The organism is Bacteroidia bacterium (assembly GCA_016218155.1).
In the GTDB taxonomy this organism is placed as follows: domain Bacteria; phylum Bacteroidota; class Bacteroidia; order Bacteroidales; family GWA2-32-17; genus GWA2-32-17.
In genome coordinates, this window is sequence record JACREQ010000059.1 from 26,828 (window position 1) to 45,420 (window position 18,593).

Annotated in this window: 13 protein-coding genes; 10 read left to right on the top strand and 3 right to left on the bottom strand. The window is 32.6% G+C overall.

Annotated features, from left to right (window positions below):
• Position 1: 1 nt before the first annotated feature.
• The gene (locus HY951_10960; GenBank protein ID MBI5540569.1) at positions 2-679 is read left to right on the top strand and encodes a 2-C-methyl-D-erythritol 4-phosphate cytidylyltransferase; all 678 of its coding nucleotides are present in this window, start codon (positions 2-4) and stop codon (positions 677-679) included.
• Between the two features lie 24 nt (positions 680-703).
• Complete coding sequence (locus tag HY951_10965) at positions 704-2,809, top strand: hypothetical protein (protein ID MBI5540570.1); 2,106 nt, start codon at positions 704-706, stop codon at positions 2,807-2,809.
• A 51-nt stretch (positions 2,810-2,860) separates the two neighbouring features.
• Here the strand turns inward: HY951_10965 and HY951_10970 are convergent, their stop codons facing one another.
• Both HY951_10970 and HY951_10975 read right to left on the bottom strand, forming a co-directional pair.
• On the bottom strand, positions 2,861-3,790 hold the full coding sequence (locus tag HY951_10970) for an NYN domain-containing protein (GenBank protein ID MBI5540571.1): 930 nt from the start codon (positions 3,788-3,790) through the stop codon (positions 2,861-2,863).
• A gap of 169 nt (positions 3,791-3,959) precedes the next feature.
• Positions 3,960-5,663, bottom strand: a complete 1,704-nt coding sequence (locus tag HY951_10975) for a hypothetical protein (GenBank protein MBI5540572.1) — start codon at positions 5,661-5,663, stop codon at positions 3,960-3,962.
• 183 nt (positions 5,664-5,846) lie between these two features.
• Here HY951_10975 and HY951_10980 point away from each other — a divergent pair, with 183 nt between their 5' ends.
• The 7 genes from HY951_10980 (at position 5,847) to HY951_11010 (ending at position 16,222) form a co-directional block, all read left to right on the top strand.
• Entirely contained in the window at positions 5,847-6,464 is a 618-nt protein-coding gene (locus HY951_10980) for a hypothetical protein (protein ID MBI5540573.1), read from the top strand.
• Between the two features lie 129 nt (positions 6,465-6,593).
• Entirely contained in the window at positions 6,594-8,417 is a 1,824-nt protein-coding gene (gene mutL / locus HY951_10985; GenBank protein MBI5540574.1) for a DNA mismatch repair endonuclease MutL, read from the top strand.
• A gap of 3 nt (positions 8,418-8,420) precedes the next feature.
• Positions 8,421-9,248 carry a rhomboid family intramembrane serine protease gene (locus HY951_10990; GenBank protein ID MBI5540575.1) on the top strand — a complete coding sequence of 276 codons (828 nt, stop codon included), beginning with the start codon at positions 8,421-8,423 and terminating at the stop codon, positions 9,246-9,248.
• A gap of 2 nt (positions 9,249-9,250) precedes the next feature.
• Positions 9,251-10,144: a rhomboid family intramembrane serine protease gene (locus tag HY951_10995; protein MBI5540576.1), complete on the top strand. Its 894-nt coding sequence runs from the start codon at positions 9,251-9,253 to the stop codon at positions 10,142-10,144.
• Complete coding sequence (locus HY951_11000) at positions 10,141-11,265, top strand: endonuclease/exonuclease/phosphatase family protein (GenBank protein ID MBI5540577.1); 1,125 nt, start codon at positions 10,141-10,143, stop codon at positions 11,263-11,265. Before HY951_10995 ends, HY951_11000 begins: the two co-directional genes overlap by 4 nt.
• A gap of 352 nt (positions 11,266-11,617) precedes the next feature.
• On the top strand, positions 11,618-14,206 hold the full coding sequence (locus tag HY951_11005; protein ID MBI5540578.1) for a T9SS type A sorting domain-containing protein: 2,589 nt from the start codon (positions 11,618-11,620) through the stop codon (positions 14,204-14,206).
• A gap of 291 nt (positions 14,207-14,497) precedes the next feature.
• Positions 14,498-16,222, top strand: coding sequence for a right-handed parallel beta-helix repeat-containing protein (locus tag HY951_11010; GenBank protein MBI5540579.1), 1,725 nt, complete (start codon positions 14,498-14,500; stop codon positions 16,220-16,222).
• A gap of 111 nt (positions 16,223-16,333) precedes the next feature.
• On the opposite strand, the gene folB is transcribed toward HY951_11010, so the two are convergent.
• The gene (gene folB, locus HY951_11015) at positions 16,334-16,693 is read right to left on the bottom strand and encodes a dihydroneopterin aldolase (GenBank protein ID MBI5540580.1); all 360 of its coding nucleotides are present in this window, start codon (positions 16,691-16,693) and stop codon (positions 16,334-16,336) included.
• Between the two features lie 182 nt (positions 16,694-16,875).
• Here folB and HY951_11020 point away from each other — a divergent pair, with 182 nt between their 5' ends.
• Positions 16,876-18,567, top strand: coding sequence for a glutamine--tRNA ligase/YqeY domain fusion protein (locus tag HY951_11020; GenBank protein ID MBI5540581.1), 1,692 nt, complete (start codon positions 16,876-16,878; stop codon positions 18,565-18,567).
• Positions 18,568-18,593: the final 26 nt, after the last annotated feature.

Below are 18,593 nucleotides of genomic sequence, written 5' to 3' on the forward strand. Positions count from 1 at the left end.
AATGAATAATAAATTTGTTATTATTGTTGCGGGCGGTATCGGCTTAAGAATGGGTGCATCTACTCCTAAGCAATTTTTAAATTTACAAGGAATACCTGTTTTAATGCACACTATAACAAAATATTACGCATACGATCCATACATTAATATAATCCTTGTTTTGCCCACAGAACATTTCTCTACATGGGAAAGTTTATGTGAAAAATATCAATTTCACGTGAAACACGAAATTGTAGCAGGTGGTGAAACCAGATATCAGTCGGTTAAGAACGGACTTGCCTCAATAAGTTCAGAAGGCATTGTGGCTGTGCATGATGGAGTGCGTCCTTTGGTAAGTAAAGAACTTATTGAACTCTGTTTTAAGGAAGCACTAAAAAATGACAATGCAATTCCATGTGTTGAAGTAAATGAAACAGTTCGTGAAATTTTTAAAGATGGGAATAAACAGCTAAACAGAAATAATATAAAACTTATTCAAACTCCTCAGGTTTTTAAAACTGAAATTTTAAAGAAAGCATACGAATTACCCTTTTCTGTTGAGTTTACCGATGACGCATCTGTAATCGAAAAAGCTGGTTTTAAAATAAATCTAGTAGTTGGTGAAAAAAGCAACATCAAAATTACTACCGAAATAGATTTGAAAATTGCTGAATATTTGTTGAATATAAAAGATAAATAATAGGCAGAATACATTATTTAAAAAATGAAAAATTACAGTATTAAATTATCGGTCTTTTTATTATTGATAATTGTTATATTTTTCAATCATTTCTTTGGCTACGTTGGCCACTACGGTTGGGATGATATGGAGTATGCACGTTTAGCAAAGCAATGGGCAGACGGAAATTTTGATTTAACATTGAATCATTTTACATATCGGTGGACGATTATTGGATTTACGGGACTTTCGTATATGTTGTTTGGAATGAGTGATTTTGCTTCTGCTATACCATCAATGTTTATTACAGTGCTGTCTTTGGCAATAATATTCTGGATTACAAGAAAAATGTCTAAAATGGTATCTGTTATTGCCATGTCATTGTTTGTTTTAAATCAGTGGACTTTGTTTTATTCTGATAAAATAATGCCCGATTCATATGTGGCATTAGGTATTCTAGGTGCTTTTGCAACAATATGGCATTACAGATTCGAAAAATTAGGAAAATATACAATACTTCATGCAATAATCTTTTCGGGATTTTTACTTTTTGCATTTATTTCAAAAGAAACGGTCTTTTTAATTATTCCGGTTTTGTTATTTGTTTTTGTTTCTGACATATGGCAAAAACGTAATATTAAGTTCTGGATTTATTCAGTAATTACCGGTGCTGTTTTTCTAATTGGTTATTTCTTGTTGTTAAATATGAAAACAGGAAACCCCTGGATACGTTTTGAGGCAATTTCTCAAAATAGTTATATAAATCCATGTCGTTACGATTTACTCCCGTTAGGCGATTTATTAGAGCGAATATCATATAAGTTATGGTTCGAGTTTATAAAGCAAATTATGATAACCGGTTTTATTTTTATTATTCCGTCAATTCTCTCCGTAAGATTTAGAGAATGGCTTAGAATGCCTTGTCAGGAATCGTATTTTATTGCAATTGCAACAGTTGCTTTAATATCTGGTAACTTTATGACCACAAGTTTTTCGGCCTATGTGCCAATGTGCCTTGATGTTCGTCATTATTTATTTGTTTCACCACTTTTAGCAATTGCTGCAGCACCTTTTGTTCTAAAGTTTTTTCAGTTACGCGAAATTAGATTTGCTTTGTTGTTTACTTCTTTATTTTTCTTGTTTATTTCAATTATTAATGGTTTTAATGATGCTTTGTATGTGCTGATTCCATTAACCGCAATAATTGCAGTACGTTCATTTCTGCCGGTATTTATTCCTGCAAAATTACGACAAGCTTTAATAGTATTATTTATATTGTTATTATTTGTTCAGCCAGTAATTGTAATGTTTACAAACAGAAGCATGAAATTTAATGATATTGGTGTTTTACTTAAAGCCCGTTTTCAGAATAATAAAGAAAAAAATATAGTAATTTCTGATCCTGTTTTAACACGAATTTCTCCTTATTATTTGGAATTTGATACAACAAACACAAGATTTATAAGCTATTTTGATGCTCAGAATTTTAAATTTAACAACGAGAAAGTATATATACTAATAAACGACTATACTACATGGATTTCTGAAATGATTCCCGAACGACTGCCATTATTCTTGAAAGACTTCAGGGATACCGCTTTTGTAAAGGTAGATTCAACTATTAATATGAGATTATATGAAGTGCCAAAACATGAATATTTATTGGTAAAAGGTAAGGAAATTAAATTTGAAAATGGTTTTGAATATGATACACTTTCGGCATGGGAAATAAATCCATTATCTTTAATAAGAGAAAAATATTTTACCGGATTACGCTCTAATAGCATACCGGGGCAAGGATATTCCTCAACGTTAGTTTGTCCTTTAAATATGTTGATTTCAGATTCTACATATTGGGTTGATGTAACATTATCCACAGCAATATTTTTAACTGATAGTTCAGAAGGTCAAATGGTAATGTCGTTAGAAGTACCAAATGCTAAATCATTAGTATGGCTTGGAAAATCACTGAGAAGCGAATTAAGAAACAGTAATGAATGGAACAGAATTGCTTATACCAACAGAATTTATATTCCACAAGATTCTACCAGAAATACCTTATTCTTTAAACTATATTTTTGGAACGACCATTCAAAACCGTTTTATATTGACGATGTTGAGGTAAGTTTTAAATGCGTTAATCAATTGTAATAAGTATTCCAAACTTAACGGGTTTATAAAACGCCAGCTAGATTTACTTTTCTATTCTTCCAGAATATTTCCGTTAATTTCCTGTACGGTTAATCGAACCTCTTTAGCAACAGCATCACCCTTATCATTATATCCCATTGTAAATTCTACGGGCTCACCCTCTTTCAGATCGTTAAAATCTGTATCAACTAAGTTACCGTAGTGAAAGAAAAGATTATTCGGAGGATATTTTATAAATCCAAAACCGTTTTTAAGACTTAAAATATGTCCTATTAGTCTATCACCACTTAGTTCTGTTTCATTTTGTTGAACAGGTTTTGGAGCTGCTTGTTGTACAAAAAGTTTTACAATATTTTCATCTTCTTCAGCCAAACCTTCATCAATTAATTCGTGCATAGCAATAGGGTACGATACTTCATTTAATAAATCCTGTGAAGTACGGGTAATTACTTTCTGGCCCTCATCATTTAGAAATTCAAAATCCCAACTTAAAACCATTACCCTAGTTCCTAGTGTATTTAATTTGCGAACTAAAGGAACATAATCCCCATCAGAAGCAATTAAAACAATTACATCAAACTGTTTGTAAAAAGCGAGTTCAAATGCTTCAAGAGCTAACCAAAGATCAATGCCCTTTTCGTTTTTTGTTCCAAAAAATGTACGTACAGGTAAATAGTGAGTAACAACACCTTCCGACATTAAAATATCATCAAAAACTCTATCGTAATAAAGTAAATTACCTTTCTGACTTGCTTCTTGTGCGCTTAATCGACCACGAAAATAGTGTGCGTCAACTATCTGACATAATCCATAGTTTGTATCTTCGTCCTCAGAGATTTTATTTCTAATGAAATTATGTAAACCAGAAATACTTATTCTGCTTTTTTTAGAGTGATTGTAATTATAATAGTTGCTAATATGAAGAAAGTAGTTTCCGTCATAAAAAACACCAATTTTAGTAAGAGAAGTTTTATTTTTCATAGTAATAAATTATTTATAACTGTTAAAAAGCATATAAAAATGATTTCTATAAGTAGACTGCAAAAATACAAAATAATTCTAACCTTTATCTCAAAGCCAAATATAACAATAGTTATAAGATAGAATTAATTGTTTTTTTAATAAAATTTAAGAAATGAACAGATGTTTTTTAGTCAATAAAAATTTTGCCTGCTACAAAAACCTCATTACCATTATTTATCAAAAGCATGTAATAACCTTTTGAAAGATTTCCACGGCTAATCTTCATTTTTGATTTATCAATAGTAAATTCAGGAAAGAAATTTCTTCCAAGCATGTCGGTAAGTATTGGTTTTGACTGAGATAAATCCTGGTTAAATACTACATTTAAAATATCGTTAAAAGGCAAAGGAAAAATTTCAAAACTTTGCAATGAAACTTCATCAATACCTTGTGATTGGACAATTGTAACAGTTATCTGGTCGGTATTAAAACAGCCATTGGTATCAATCACAGAAACTGTAAATGAAATTGGACCTAAAGGATAATCCCATCCATTAACTTGAATGGTTTGCGTTGCATCACCAGTGTTCCATTGATAAGATAAATAACCCGATCCGGCATCAAGAATTAATGAATTATTAATCGCAAGTTGAATATCTAAGCCAAGATTTACATCTGGTAAAGTATTAATTGTAACAATTATAGTATCTTTTGCATTGCAGCCATACTGGTCGGTTACATTTACCGAATACGATCCTGTAGTGTGCACCGGTAAATACTGATTTATACTCAAGCCGTTATTCCAGTTATATGATGAATATCCATTACCTGCATTAAGTACTATACTGTTTCCGCAAGCAGATAAATCATTTCCAAGATTTATTACAGGAAGAGGATGTAATGCTACTGAAATTGTATCGGCATTTGTGCAGTTATTTGCATCAGTAATTGAAACAGAGTAAATGCCCGATGTTTCTACATTAAATGTTGGATTAAATGAAAGTCCATTGTTCCAGTTATATGAACTTAATCCAGCTCCGGCTGAAAGTAAAAGCGAGTTTCCGCAGAAAATAGTATCAGCACCAAGGTCTAAAGTTGGATTTGGATGAACCATTATCTGAATTGTATCTCCACCTTTGCAACCAAAACCATCAGTAACAATTACCGAATAATTTCCTGTATTGTTAACAGTAAGAATTTGATTAGTGTACCCGTTATTCCAGTTATAGTTGGTATATCCCGAACCTGCATTGAGCGATGTATTCTGACCGTCACAAAGCTCTATGTCTGATCCAAAATTTACTATTGGTTTTGGATGAACCGTAACGTCAATTGGATTTGATGTGACCTCACAACCTGTTAAATAATTTGTAACAGTAACAGTATATGTTCCACCTTCGGTAACATTAATTGTTTGGGTAGTTTCGCCAGTTGACCAAAAATATGATTCGTTATAAGTAACCCATAATGAAACTGTGTCGCCCTGGCAAATTTCCGATGATGGGTTTGCAACTATTGAAGCAGAAACCGCAGTACTTGTAATAATTAATGGAGGTAATGGACTAACTGATCCAACTGTATAAGGATTGCTTGCAACTACACGAACTCTGTAATTAAATCCAAATGAAGTGTTTGATGGTATGGTGCCAGCAATTATTCCGGTATTAAATGGCATCGATCCAACTACAACCGGATTAGAAAAATTCCCCATTGCATCTGATAATTCTGCTGTAAAAGTGCATCCTAAGGCATAAGTTCCTGTTGATGTGTATTGAACCACAATATTTCCGCCTGCACAAAATGAAGTCTGAACAGGCGAATTTGTTGTAATTGTATTTTGCGCAAATACGCTTGTAGAAAGTGCTAATAAGGCAAATAGAATATATTTCATATTACAAATTTATCTTTTTTTTTGATTTGCAAATGAATTTTACAAAAATCTATGAATGTTTATCTTTATTAAATTTAGTTAAATCGTTGTTAAAATGATCTTTAAAAGTTTAGTGTGGTTGATTATTTAGTAATTTTGTATACTAAAACTTAGATTATGAATTAGGCATTAAAATTTAACCATATGAAAAAAATTATTTTTATTGTTGTTTGGGTTGCTATTATATATTCCTGTGTTATAAATATTCCAATAGAATTTACAGGCTATAATTATTCTGAAACCACTGAAAATAAAGAAGAAGTAATAAACAGGCTCGAAAAAAGAGAATTTTATTCTGGTGCTAAAAACAATTTATTGTTTTTTAATCTGGCATTTGGAATGAATTTGACTGAAGTTGAAAAGAACTTTTCAAAACTAAAAAATGAAAATATTATTGAAGATGTAAGCTCGTTAAATGGAGTATTAGGAGCATCTTACAAAATGAAATATCATGATTATTCTAATATTGGAAGAGTTTATTGTTTTTTTGATAATAACAAATTAAAAGAGATTCAAATTGATACTTTAAATCAAAACAATAATTTGCTGGATCTTTTTATAAAAAAATATGGGGAAGCGGATTATCTTGCAGAAAATGAATTAAATAAAGAGTATCATTGGGTAGATGGCAACAGACATTTAACAATATTCCAGATAGCAGAGTCAAACAGATTGTTGATTCAATATTCTGATATAACTGAAAAACTAAGAGAGCAAAACGAAAATATTCTTGATCGTTTAGGTGTGTATTATAAAGTTTAATACAAATTCTTGACAGTTCTTTGTTTTAAGCTGATTAACATAACCGTTAAGGTATATTAAATGTTTTGCAGACGAGGAGGTAAATATTACCTTTGTAAAAAACTAAAAAACAGATTTTAATTAAGAATAATGTCTGATATTATTCAAATATTGCCCGATTCTGTTGCAAACCAAATAGCAGCTGGTGAGGTAATTCAACGACCAGCCTCTGTTATAAAGGAACTTGTTGAAAATGCTATCGATTCTGGTGCTGGTCAGATTAAAGTTGTTGTTAAAGATGCCGGAAAAACTTTAGTTCAGGTAATTGATAACGGCTCTGGTATGAGTGATACAGATGCACGAATTGCTTTTGAACGTCACGCAACATCAAAAATCAGAAAAGCAGATGATTTATTTGACATTAACACTTTTGGTTTTCGTGGAGAGGCGCTTGCATCAATTGCTGCCATCGCACAGGTTGAACTTCGTACGCGTCGTTCCGAAGATGAAATAGGAACTTTAATAAGAATTAACGGGTCTGATTTTGAGATACAGGAGGGTGTTTCATGTCAGGTTGGAAGTATTTTTTCAGTAAAGAATTTATTTTATAATGTTCCAGCACGCCGCAGATTTTTAAAGGCCGATTCAGTTGAGTTTCGCCATATTTTAGACGAAATACATCGCGTTGCATTAGCGCATCCTGAAGTTGCCCTTACACTTATTCATAACGATTCAGAAGTATATAATCTTCCACAGTCACTTTTAAAACAACGTATAATAAATCTCTTTGGTAAAAATCTTTCCAACGAATTACTTACAATTCAGGTCGAGACTTCAATTGCAACAATTGAAGGATTTATTGGAAAGCCAGAATGTGCAAGGAAAAAAGGAGGGTTGCAATATTTCTTTGTAAACCAGAGGTATATGAGGCATCCATTTTTATACAGAACTCTTGTAAATTCATATCAAAACCTTTTGCCACCCGATTCGACCCCTTCCTATTTTGTTTATTTTAAAACAGATCCTAAGTTTATCGATGTAAATATTCATCCTACCAAAACTGAAATTAAGTTTGAGGACGAAAGGGCTGTATCTCAAATCCTGGCTGCTGCAGTTAGACAAACGCTTGGAAAATCAAATATGATTCCTTCACTGGATTTTGATAATGAGCCATTATTTGACATTCCTCCAATTCGTAAGGGGCAAGAGTTTGTAGAACCCGAAATTCAGATTGATCCTACATTTAATCCTTTTGCTGCAGATAAATCCGACTCTTCAAGTTTTAAATTTCAAAGCAAATCTTCAGATAGTAAAGGTTGGCAGGATTTATATAAAGTTGTAGAACAAAGTGCAGAAAATGAAAAACTTTTTCCTGACGAGAATAAAGAAGAGTCTATTATAAAGGAAGATGTTCGCAGGCAGTGTTTTCATTTTAAGGGTAAATATATATTAAGTCAGGTAAAATCAGGCTTAATGGTAATTGATCAACACCGTGCACATCAGCGAATTTTATTTGACGAATTCAGTCAGGCACTTTCTTCGGGTAAAATTGTAACTCAAAACCTTGTATTCCCGACAAAACTTGATTTAAATGTTCAGGATGCAGAATTATTGCGTGAATTGTTAGGAGAGTTAATCCAGCTTGGCTTTGATATTGATGAATTTGGAAAAAATAGTTTTGTTATTCGCGGCATTCCTGCCGGAATGCAAACAAATAATATAGAAAAAGTTATTGAACATTTTCTGGGGGTTTATCAAAATCTTGAAAAATTACCCGAGAATGTAAACGAGTCAAAAATAATAACAGCATTAGTTGACTCAGGAGCAGTTCCGTATGGCAAAAATTTATCATGGGAAGAAATGAGCCATATTATTGATATGCTTTTCAGAAGTACAAATCCAAACTACTCGCCATCCGGAAAAACAATATTCACAATTATTAATTCTGACGAAATAGAAAAACGATTAAAATAAAAAATGAATCAATATTCACCCATAGGTTTTAGGTTAATGCCCCCGGCAGTTAAAAACATTCTAATCATCAATGTATTGTTCTTTTTAGGTACTATGATAATTGATGCGAAATTCGGAATGGATATAACAGATTACCTAGGTTTACATTATCCAGAATCAACATTGTTTCAGCCATATCAGTTGATTACGCATTTGTTTATGCATGGTAGTTTTATGCATTTGTTTTCAAATATGTTTGCATTGTGGATGTTTGGAGCAGCAATAGAAAATTTTTGGGGTACAAAACGATTTGTGTTGTTTTACTTAGTTACAGGTTTGGGTGCAGCAGGACTTCATTTATTGGTTAGCTGGTATAGAATGGGCGATATGCAATCGGGAATTATTGCTTTTCAGAATGCTCCTTCTCCCGAGGCTTTTACAAAACTGGTTGTTGATTATTTTCCTGAATTTAAAGGTGCGATTGCTGACTTTGTTTATAACTGGACTCAAAATTTAAATGATCCAAGATATTTGAATGAAACAACTGGTTTTATTAATAGTCAGCTTGAAATGAGAATGAATATTCCAACTGTTGGTGCATCGGGTGCTGTATTCGGAATATTGTTAGCATTTGGAATGTTGTTCCCTAATACAATGATTTATCTGTATTTCTTTTTTCCTCTTAAGGCAAAATATTTTGTTTTACTATATGGTGCATTTGAATTATATAGCGGTATTTCAAATCAGGCAGGCGATAATGTTGCTCATTTTGCGCATTTAGGTGGAATGTTATTTGGGTTTATTTTAATTAAGTACTGGCAAAATAATCGGTTTAAAAAGAAGTTTAATTAGCTATGAGTTTTTATAATGTTGCCATAAACAAATTAAAGCAGTCAAACAGTTTCGAAAAGATACTGTATCTGAATATTGCTGTTTATGTGTTTGTTAGTATATTCAGGGTTATATTGTTTCTTATTCAGGTAAGAGATTCGGGTGTTTATTATCCAGTTAATTATCTTTCTCTGCCCGCTGATCTTGACGCATTATTATATCACCCTTGGTCTGTTATTACTTACATGTTTTTGCATGAGGACTTCCTTCATATATTGTTTAATATGCTATGGTTTTTTTGGTTTGGGAAGCTATTTGTAGCTTATATCGGAGCAAAAAAATTAACAGCTTTGTATATTATCGGTGGACTGTTTGGAGCAATATTCTATATTGCAGCGTTTAATTTATTTCCTGTTTTTGCACCTATAATTTCTAAATCATATGCATTGGGTGCTTCAGCATCTGTAATAGCAGTAGTTGTTGCAGTCTCATTTTATATTCCCGATCACAAGGTTAATTTAATGTTTATTGGTGATGTAAAATTAAAATACATAGCACTATTCTCAATTGTTGTCGATTTTTTAAGTATTGCAGGTGAAAATAGTGGTGGGCATATTGCTCATTTGGGTGGTGCTTTCTTCGGCTTTTTATATGCAATGCAGTTTAAAAGAGGTAAGGATTTATTATCCTGGTTTTCAAATTTATTCTCCGGCATTAGTTTTTCTTTAAAACGTAAGCCTAAAATGAAAGCTACTTATAGTAAAGCTAAGGAAATGGATGATAAAGAGTATAACTACGAGAAAGCCAGAAAACAAAAAGAAATAGATGCTGTTCTCGATAAGATTTCTAAGTCGGGATATGAGAGTTTATCTAAGAAAGAAAAGGAGATATTGTTTAACTCAAGCAAACCTAATTGAAAGAAGAAAAACACAAATCAATTTTTAGATTACTTATTAAAAATTCTTTTTTAATAGCAGCATATTCTATTCTTTTTCTTTTAGTTGTTTCATTAGTTTCACCATTTATTAATCCTCATAGTTTTTGGATACCGGCTTTTACAGGCTTAGCTTTTCCTTATATTTTTACTGTATCAGCAATTTTCTTTTTCTTTATATTGTTAAGAGGTTATAAAAAACATCTTTTTATATTCCTGCCTTTTATACTTTATGCAACTTATGTATTTTCTGGTTATTATCATCCCGGCTTTTTTAATGATGATACCCCGGAAAAGGGAACTGTTAAAATAATGTCGTTTAACGTTAGGTTGTTTGATTTATATAACTGGAAAAACAATGAGCACAATAAAAATAAAATATTTAATTTCTTAAAAAAAGAAGATCCTGCAATTATTTGTTTTCAGGAATATTATTATCAGAAAGACGGAAAATTTTCTACTTCAGATACTTTAGTAAAATTCTTAAAAGCCAAAAATGTACATGCTTCATTTCCTGTAATTAACAGAAATAATTATTGTTTTGGTATAGCTACTTTAACAAAATTCCCAATAATTAATAAGGGCGAAATTATTTTTCCCGGCACTTCAAACATGACAATATATACCGATATCATTATGCTTGAAGATACTGTAAGAATTTATAACAATCATCTTGAAAGTATAAGATTTGGTAAAGAAGACTACGAATTTATTGATAAAATTGATTTTAAGGTTGATAGTGTTGAGGTAAGAGATACTAAGAATATTATTAAACGGATTAAACATGCTTATTCAAAAAGAGCTGCTCAGGCAGATTCTGTTGCTGCTCATATAGCCGCTTGTAAATACCCTGTAATCGTTTGTGGTGACTTTAACGACACTCCGGTTTCGTATTCCTATAACACAATAAGATCTGGTCTTAGCGACGCTTATATAGAATCCGGAAGTGGCATAGGTAGCACATATAATGGAAAAATTCCTTTACTAAGAATTGATTATATTTTTCATAGCCCAAAATACAAAGCCTACGATTTTAAAATAGGAAAAGAAGATTTAAGCGATCATTTTCCAATTACCTGCTTAATTGGCAAAACTGAGAAATAATCCGTCATCAATTTTTTTGTCACTCTGAGTGTAACGAAGAGTCTAATTCGAGTAAATTGTATCTACTGACTTTTAGCCGGACTACATTGTTTATATTTTTTGCTTAAATTTAGATGGCGGAATGGAGTCGACCAAAACAGTAAATTAATTCAGATACTCGTCATTGCGGGCATGACCCGCAATCTAACTTTATGCAGTCATGGTCTTTCGACCTGACTGCTTTTTTATTCTCAATTTCCCCGTTGGGAGACTCAAACCCACGTTTTGTATGTTGTTATTTACAGTAGGGAAGTTCATTATTGATTTTTGTTAACCAACCCTATAATTTTGGTATAAACTAATTTAACAAGCTATGAAAAAAATAATTTTTACAACAGCGGTTTTGATTTTAGGTGTTTTTATAAATACATATGCCTGGAATCAACTTAAAAGCGGAACCACCAATAATTTAAATGCCGTTTATTTTACAGATTCTCAAACGGGTTATGCGGTTGGGGGTTTAGGTACAATATTAAAAACAACTAATGGTGGAATGAATTGGAGTCAACAAATTAGCGGAACAACTTCTAGTTTGTATTCTGTTTTTTTTATTAATCCCAACACTGGCTTTGCTGTTGGAGGTGCAGGAAAAATATTAAAAACAGTTGATGGAGGAATAACATGGAATATACAATCTTCTGGGGTCACCTCTAGCTTAGTTTCTGTATATTTTACTGATTTACAAACAGGATTTGCTGTGGGATGGTCGGGTGTAATTTTAAATACTATTGATGGAGGTGCCACGTGGAACCAGCAAGTTAGTGGAACAATAAATAAATTATTAGCTGTTAATTTTATTAATAATCAATCTGGTTATGCCGTTGGTGCTTCAGGGACTTTATTAAAAACAGTTAATGGAGGTGCTACGTGGACAACTGAAAATTCTGGAACCACTCAAGTACTTAATTCAATTTTTATATTTAACAATATTGGATATATTGGTGGTTATCATGTATTATTAAAAACAATTAATGCTGGAGCAAGCTGGACTGTGATTACAACAAATGTTGGTCAATCAACTACATATGGGGCAGGTGCTTTGTTTTTTACTGATACATTAACAGGCTATGCTCCTTTTTATAAAACAAATGATGGAGGATTAAGTTGGATAGAGCAAGATGTTCCCGGACACTTGGTAAACGATATATTTTTTGTGGATAATAATATTGGCTATTCGGTTGGAAGTGCTGGTGTAATACATAAAACAACAATTGGGGGCGGATATCCGAATTCTGATTATATTTCAATCAATAACATAAAAGCTAAAATATATAATGAAGGATCGCTTTTTTGGGATAAAAACACAAGAATGGCATCTTTTGAAGTTCCAATAGGTAGTGGAAAGCATGCAAACTATGCTAGTGCAGTATGGATAGGTGCGCGTGATAATGCAGGACAGATTCATGTTGCGGGTCAGAGATATAGCGATGGAGACGATTTTTTCCCGGGACCAATTATGGATTCTATAAGTTATTTAAACGAGCAGGAGAAATGGAATAGAACATGGAAAGTTTCAAAACAGGAAATAGAATATCATATTGCTCATTGGTCTGATCCAGGTTATATTATTCCAGAGGTAATTGCCCAATGGCCCGGAAACTGTAGTACATGTGGGTCTGCGAATATTATAGCTCCTTTTTATGATCAAAACAATGATGGAATTTATAGTCCACAAACAGGAGATTATCCAAGAATTAAAGGCGATCAGGCTGTTTATTTCATTTTTAATGATAGCATGGCTACCCACACTGAAACAGATGGCGGAAATAAATTAGGACTAGAAGTTCATGCAATGGCTTATGGTTTTGATTGTAATTCCGATTCTGCTTTTTGGAACACAATTTTTATAAATTATGAAATCTTAAATAGATCAACAAATAGTTACGATTCAACCTTTGTTGGATATTGGACCGATATCGATGTTGGTGATGCATATGATGACTATGTTGAGTGTGATGTTAAAAGAGGTAGTTTTTATGGTTTTAACGGTGATGCTAACGATGGAGCTGGTCTAGGTGCAACCTACGGAACTAATCCCCCTGCACTTTCATGTACGTTTTTAGGAGGTCCTTATATGGATTCAGATTTGAGTGATTATGGTAGTTCTGGTATTGTAAATGGTTGCGACGAAAGTATTAATGGTTTAAATTTTAATGATGGAATAATTGATAACGAACGTTTAGGAATGAGTAGATTTATGTATTTTCAAAATGATGGTAGTACTTTAAGTGACCCATCTACAGCTATTGAATATTATAGATTTTTGAGTGGTTTTTGGAAACAGGGTACAAAAATGACTTATGGTGGAACTGGGTACGATACCTCGCAAACAGCGATTCCAGCAAATTTTGCTTTTCCTGGTAGCCCAACTACAGATTCATGTGCTTGGGGAACTGGAGGAGTTGCTCAACCGGGATGGTCAATTCAAGGAAATTCTTTAAAAGATTACAGAGGAGTTGCATCTGCAGGTCCTTACACCATGCTACCTGGCGATATTGATCAACTTGATTTAGCCTTTGTTTTTGGTAGGGATTATGTTAATCCAAGTCCTTTAGCTGGTGTTGAGGTTATGAAGCAGCGGATTGATGTTATACGTGATGGTTTTATTAATCAAATGTCACCTTGTGGTACATTTGGTCAGGGGGTAAAAGAAAATAACTATAAAGAAGAAATAAGTCTTTTCCCGAACCCTGCAAGCATTTATTTTGACATAAAACTTGAAAACAATAACGATTTGAAAACACTAAAAATATATACTGCCGAAGGCGTATTTTTAAAACAGGAGCAATTTACTGGTAATCAAACCCGAATTTTTACCGATAATCTTTCAGGTGGTCTGTACATTGTTAAAATAGATACAAAACAAGGTTCACAGTTTAAAAAAGTTATAGTGGTTAAGTAGGAACCAAAGTTTTGTCCCCTTGAGTGTTCGCCTCGGTGGATCTAAGGGTCTAGTCAAAAAATGCAGTCACGGTCTTTCGACCTGACTGCTTTTTTTATATTCATAATGTAGATGGTGGATCGATACGTCGGGGCGAATCGACCAGCTACAATTTCTAGCGGAGCAAAATCTTATTTTATTTGTTGGGAAACTCAAAACAACGTTTTGTATATTGTTAAAGCTTGTTGGGAAGTTCGTCATTGTAAAAAGAGTTCTTCGAGTATAGCTTTGTTATAATAAAAACAAACGGCTATGAAAAATATTAAACTACTAGTTTTAATGCTTTGTATTTATATAAATACAAATTCTCAAACTATTATTCTTGGCGGGAATGTTAGTGGGAACTGGCCAATATCGGGTTCTCCATATTTGATACATGATAATATTACCATTCCCAATGGTTCGACATTAACAATTAGCCCAGGGGTAATTGTTGAATTTCAGGGGCATTATAAATTAAATTGTAATGGTCGTATTTTGGCTTTGGGAAATATTTCTAACGGTATAACTTTTACTGTTTCATCAGAAAGTATATCTACTGGATGGTGGGGTATTCGTTTTGATAACACATCATCGTTAAATGATTCATCTAAGTTTGAATTTTGTTCGTTTCTTAATGGTAATGCGTATTCTTCGGGATGTGAAGATGGTTTTGGGGGAGCGATATATATATTTAATTTTTCTAAATGTGTTATAAGAAATAGTTTTTTTTCAAATAATCGTGCACAACGTGGTGGGGGGTCAATTTTTTGCTCCTCTGCGTCTGTACTAATTGAAAATAATACTTTTAATAATTTATATTCACCTGTTTTAACCTATTGTATGGAATTTAGAAATTGTATGAATGTAAAAGTATTAAATAATAAATTGATGCAAGCAAACAGCATTTATTTCATCGATTCAGATTTAACAATAATTGGAAATTTTATATGGGGAAATCTTGAGGGAAGTGCAATTAGAAGCATGAACTCAAGATCGTTAATAAGTAATAATGTTATTTCATGGAATAACACTGATGCTATTGTTGGCGGTGGAGGTATACGATTGGAAAATTCTAACTCAACAATTATTAATAATAAAATATTTAATAATGTTGCTCATTGTGGAGGAGGAATTAGTTGTTTTAATTCTAATGCTGAAATTTTAAATAATTTAATAGCGAATAATGAATCAATAAATGGATATGGTCTGTTTAGCGATGGAGGGGGTGGAATATTCTGTTATAATTCGTCTCCAAGAATAATAAATAATACAATTTGTAATAATAAATCCGTTACAGATGGTGGAGGTATAAAATGTGAGTTTAATTCTAATCCCTATGTTCAAAATTCTATAATTTATGGTAATACCGCAGATAATGGAAATAATGTTAGTTTTTATGATACGGTAAATGTTAGTTTTGAAGATAGTTTAAACGACCCCTCATTTTTATTTTGCGATTTAGAAGGTGGATTAAATGCAATTTATACAAACACTAATACGTTTTTGGGAACATTTAATAATAATATTAATTTGAATCCCCAATTAGAATCACCTACAATTGGCAGTGGTAAAAATTATAATGCATTATCTGCCAATTGGGAATTAAAAGAATCATCACCTTGTATAAATTCAGGAAATACTAATGGTTTATATTTTATAACTGATATTGCAGGAAACCCAAGGGTTAATGATACAATTGTTGATATTGGCGCATATGAATACCAAATTTATATAAGTATTGCAGAGGTTAATATCGAAAATATATTTAGTCTTTTTCCAAACCCTGCAAGCAGTTATTTTGATATAAAATTAGAAAACAATAACGATTTTAAAACACTAAAAATATATACTGCTGAAGGAGTTTTTGTAAAGCAGGAACAATTTACCGGTAATCAAACTCGAATTCTCACTGATAATCTTTATGGTGGTCTGTACATTGTTAAAATAGAAACAAAACAAGGTTCACAGTTTAAAAAGGTTATTGTGGTTAAGTAGTTTTTTGTCACTCTGAGCAAAGCGAAGAGTCTAGTTCGGATTATCAAAATAGATTCTTCACTACGTTCAGAATGACAAATAATTTTTTATTGTTTCATGTGGAACTTATTTCTACTCCCTTTCTCTTGTAAGTCTTATACTTACCTTTTCTGTTTTACCACCTAGGGGAGGGTTAAGTTTAGAAACTTTAAGATCAATTTTAATTATTGCTGAATATTTATCATACAATCGATTAATAATCCTGCCAGCAATGTTTTCAACTAAAAAAGATTTTGTTTGCATTTCATCTTTTATGTCATTATAAATTGCAGAATAATCTAAAGCGTCCTCCAAATTGTCAGTTTTTTCAGGCTTTGAGGTATCGGTATCGATAATTAAGTCAATAAGAAATTTATTTCCTACAATTTGTTCTTCTTTAAAATGCCCGTGATAGGCATAAAACTCCATTCCTTCAACAATAATTTGTCCCATTAATTACTTGTTTAGCTGTCCCCCTGAGTGTCCGCCGCGGCGGATCGAAAAGGTCTAAGAATAGATTCTTCGTCCGTCGCGTCGGATGCTCAGATTGACAAACGTTATTTGTTTTTAAAAATAATGAGCAATATTAGTTAAATCAGATTATTTTTGTACAAAATTTCAAGAAAATATTTGTAATGAATACTGAATCAAAATTACCTGTTGAAGAAAGTCGTCCTCTTAATTTTATCGAGGAAATTGTTGAGAGTGCTAAAGTTGGAGATACTTTTCCTAGAGTTCATACCCGCTTCCCACCTGAACCAAACGGTTATTTACATATTGGTCATGCAAAATCTATCTGCCTTAATTTTGGTTTAGCAAAGAATTATAACGGAAAATGTAATCTTCGTTTTGATGATACTAACCCTGTTGCAGAAGATGTAGAATACGTTGATTCTATAATGGAAGATGTTCGTTGGTTGGGTTTCGACTGGGAAGACAGGTTGTTTTATGCTTCAGATTATTTTCAGCAGATTTACGATTGGGCAGTAGTGCTAATCAAAAAAGAAAAAGCATATGTCTGCGATTTAACAGCCGAAGAAGTTTCAAGTATGCGCGGCACACCTACTATTCCAGGAACACCGAGTCCTTACAGAAATCGTAGTGTTGAGGAAAATCTTGATTTGTTCGAAAGAATGAAAAATGGAGAATTTCCTGATGGGAGTAAAACCTTAAGGGCAAAAATTGATCTTGCTTCGCCAAACATGCATATGCGCGACACTGTTTTATACAGAATTTTACGAGCTCATCATCATCGTACCGGCAATAAATGGTGCATTTATCCAATGTACGATTTTGCACATGGACAATCTGATTATATTGAGGGAATTACACATTCGATTTGTACATTAGAATTTGAAGTTCATCGCCCACTTTACGAATGGTTTCTTGAGTCAATAGGTTTACCTTTGCCACGACCTCGCCAAATCGAATTTGCGCGATTAAATCTTACTTATACCGTAATGAGTAAGCGCAAGCTGTTAGAACTCGTTAAAAGTAATTACGTGAATGGATGGGACGATCCTCGCATGCCAACAATATGTGGTTTGCGTCGTCGCGGATATACACCCGAATCTTTAAGAAATTTTGCCGAAAGGATTGGAGTTGCAAAACGCGAAAATGTAATTGATGTAAGTTTACTTGAGTTTTGTGTTCGCGAAGATTTAAATAAAAAAGCAAATCGTATTCTTGGCGTATTAAACCCTGTGAAAGTTGTTATTACTAATTTCCCGGATAATTATGTTGAAGAACTTGATGCTATAAATAATCCCGAAGATGCATCATCTGGGGGACGAAAAATACCATTTACTAAAGAACTTTATATTGAACAAGAGGATTTTATGGAAAATCCACCAAAAGATTATTTCAGATTAAGACCTGGTGGAGAAGTGCGACTTCGTTATGCTTTTTATATTAAATGTGAGAACGTTGTTAAGAATCCTGAAACCGGTGAAATTATTGAAATACAATGTACCTACGATAAAGAATCAAAAGGTGGAAAAACTACTGATGGAAGAAAAGTTAAAGGAACTATCCATTGGGTATCTGCACAAAGCGCGGTTGAATGTGAGGTAAGGCTTTATGATAGATTATTTAAAAGCGAAAATCCGGAAGAGGGACAGGATTTTAAAGCAGATTTAAACCCTGATTCTTTAAAAGTAATAAAAGGATATATTGAGCCATTTGTTAAGAATGCAAAAGCTGGCGAGAGTTATCAGCTTGAAAGATTAGGATATTTCAATATTGATAAGGATACTACAGCAAATAACATTGTTTTAAATCGCACAGTTGGTTTAAAAGATGCCTGGAGTAAAATAGTAAAAAAATAAAGTTTCTTAAATTACGCTACAGTCAC

What these genes read in the sequence shown, in the direction of transcription:
- HY951_10975 (MBI5540572.1), bottom strand. Translation starts at nt 5,663, where the DNA reads ATGAAATATATTCTATTTGCCTTATTAGCACTTTCTACAAGCGTATTT.
- folB (MBI5540580.1), bottom strand. Translation starts at nt 16,693, where the DNA reads ATGGGACAAATTATTGTTGAAGGAATGGAGTTTTATGCCTATCACGGG.
- HY951_10980 (MBI5540573.1), top strand. Translation starts at nt 5,847, where the DNA reads ATGAAAAAAATTATTTTTATTGTTGTTTGGGTTGCTATTATATATTCC.
- HY951_10970 (MBI5540571.1), bottom strand. Translation starts at nt 3,790, where the DNA reads ATGAAAAATAAAACTTCTCTTACTAAAATTGGTGTTTTTTATGACGGA.
- HY951_11010 (MBI5540579.1), top strand. Translation starts at nt 14,498, where the DNA reads ATGAAAAATATTAAACTACTAGTTTTAATGCTTTGTATTTATATAAAT.
- HY951_10965 (MBI5540570.1), top strand. Translation starts at nt 704, where the DNA reads ATGAAAAATTACAGTATTAAATTATCGGTCTTTTTATTATTGATAATT.
- HY951_11005 (MBI5540578.1), top strand. Translation starts at nt 11,618, where the DNA reads ATGAAAAAAATAATTTTTACAACAGCGGTTTTGATTTTAGGTGTTTTT.
- HY951_11020 (MBI5540581.1), top strand. Translation starts at nt 16,876, where the DNA reads ATGAATACTGAATCAAAATTACCTGTTGAAGAAAGTCGTCCTCTTAAT.
- HY951_10960 (MBI5540569.1), top strand. Translation starts at nt 2, where the DNA reads ATGAATAATAAATTTGTTATTATTGTTGCGGGCGGTATCGGCTTAAGA.
- mutL (MBI5540574.1), top strand. Translation starts at nt 6,594, where the DNA reads ATGTCTGATATTATTCAAATATTGCCCGATTCTGTTGCAAACCAAATA.
- HY951_10990 (MBI5540575.1), top strand. Translation starts at nt 8,421, where the DNA reads ATGAATCAATATTCACCCATAGGTTTTAGGTTAATGCCCCCGGCAGTT.
- HY951_10995 (MBI5540576.1), top strand. Translation starts at nt 9,251, where the DNA reads ATGAGTTTTTATAATGTTGCCATAAACAAATTAAAGCAGTCAAACAGT.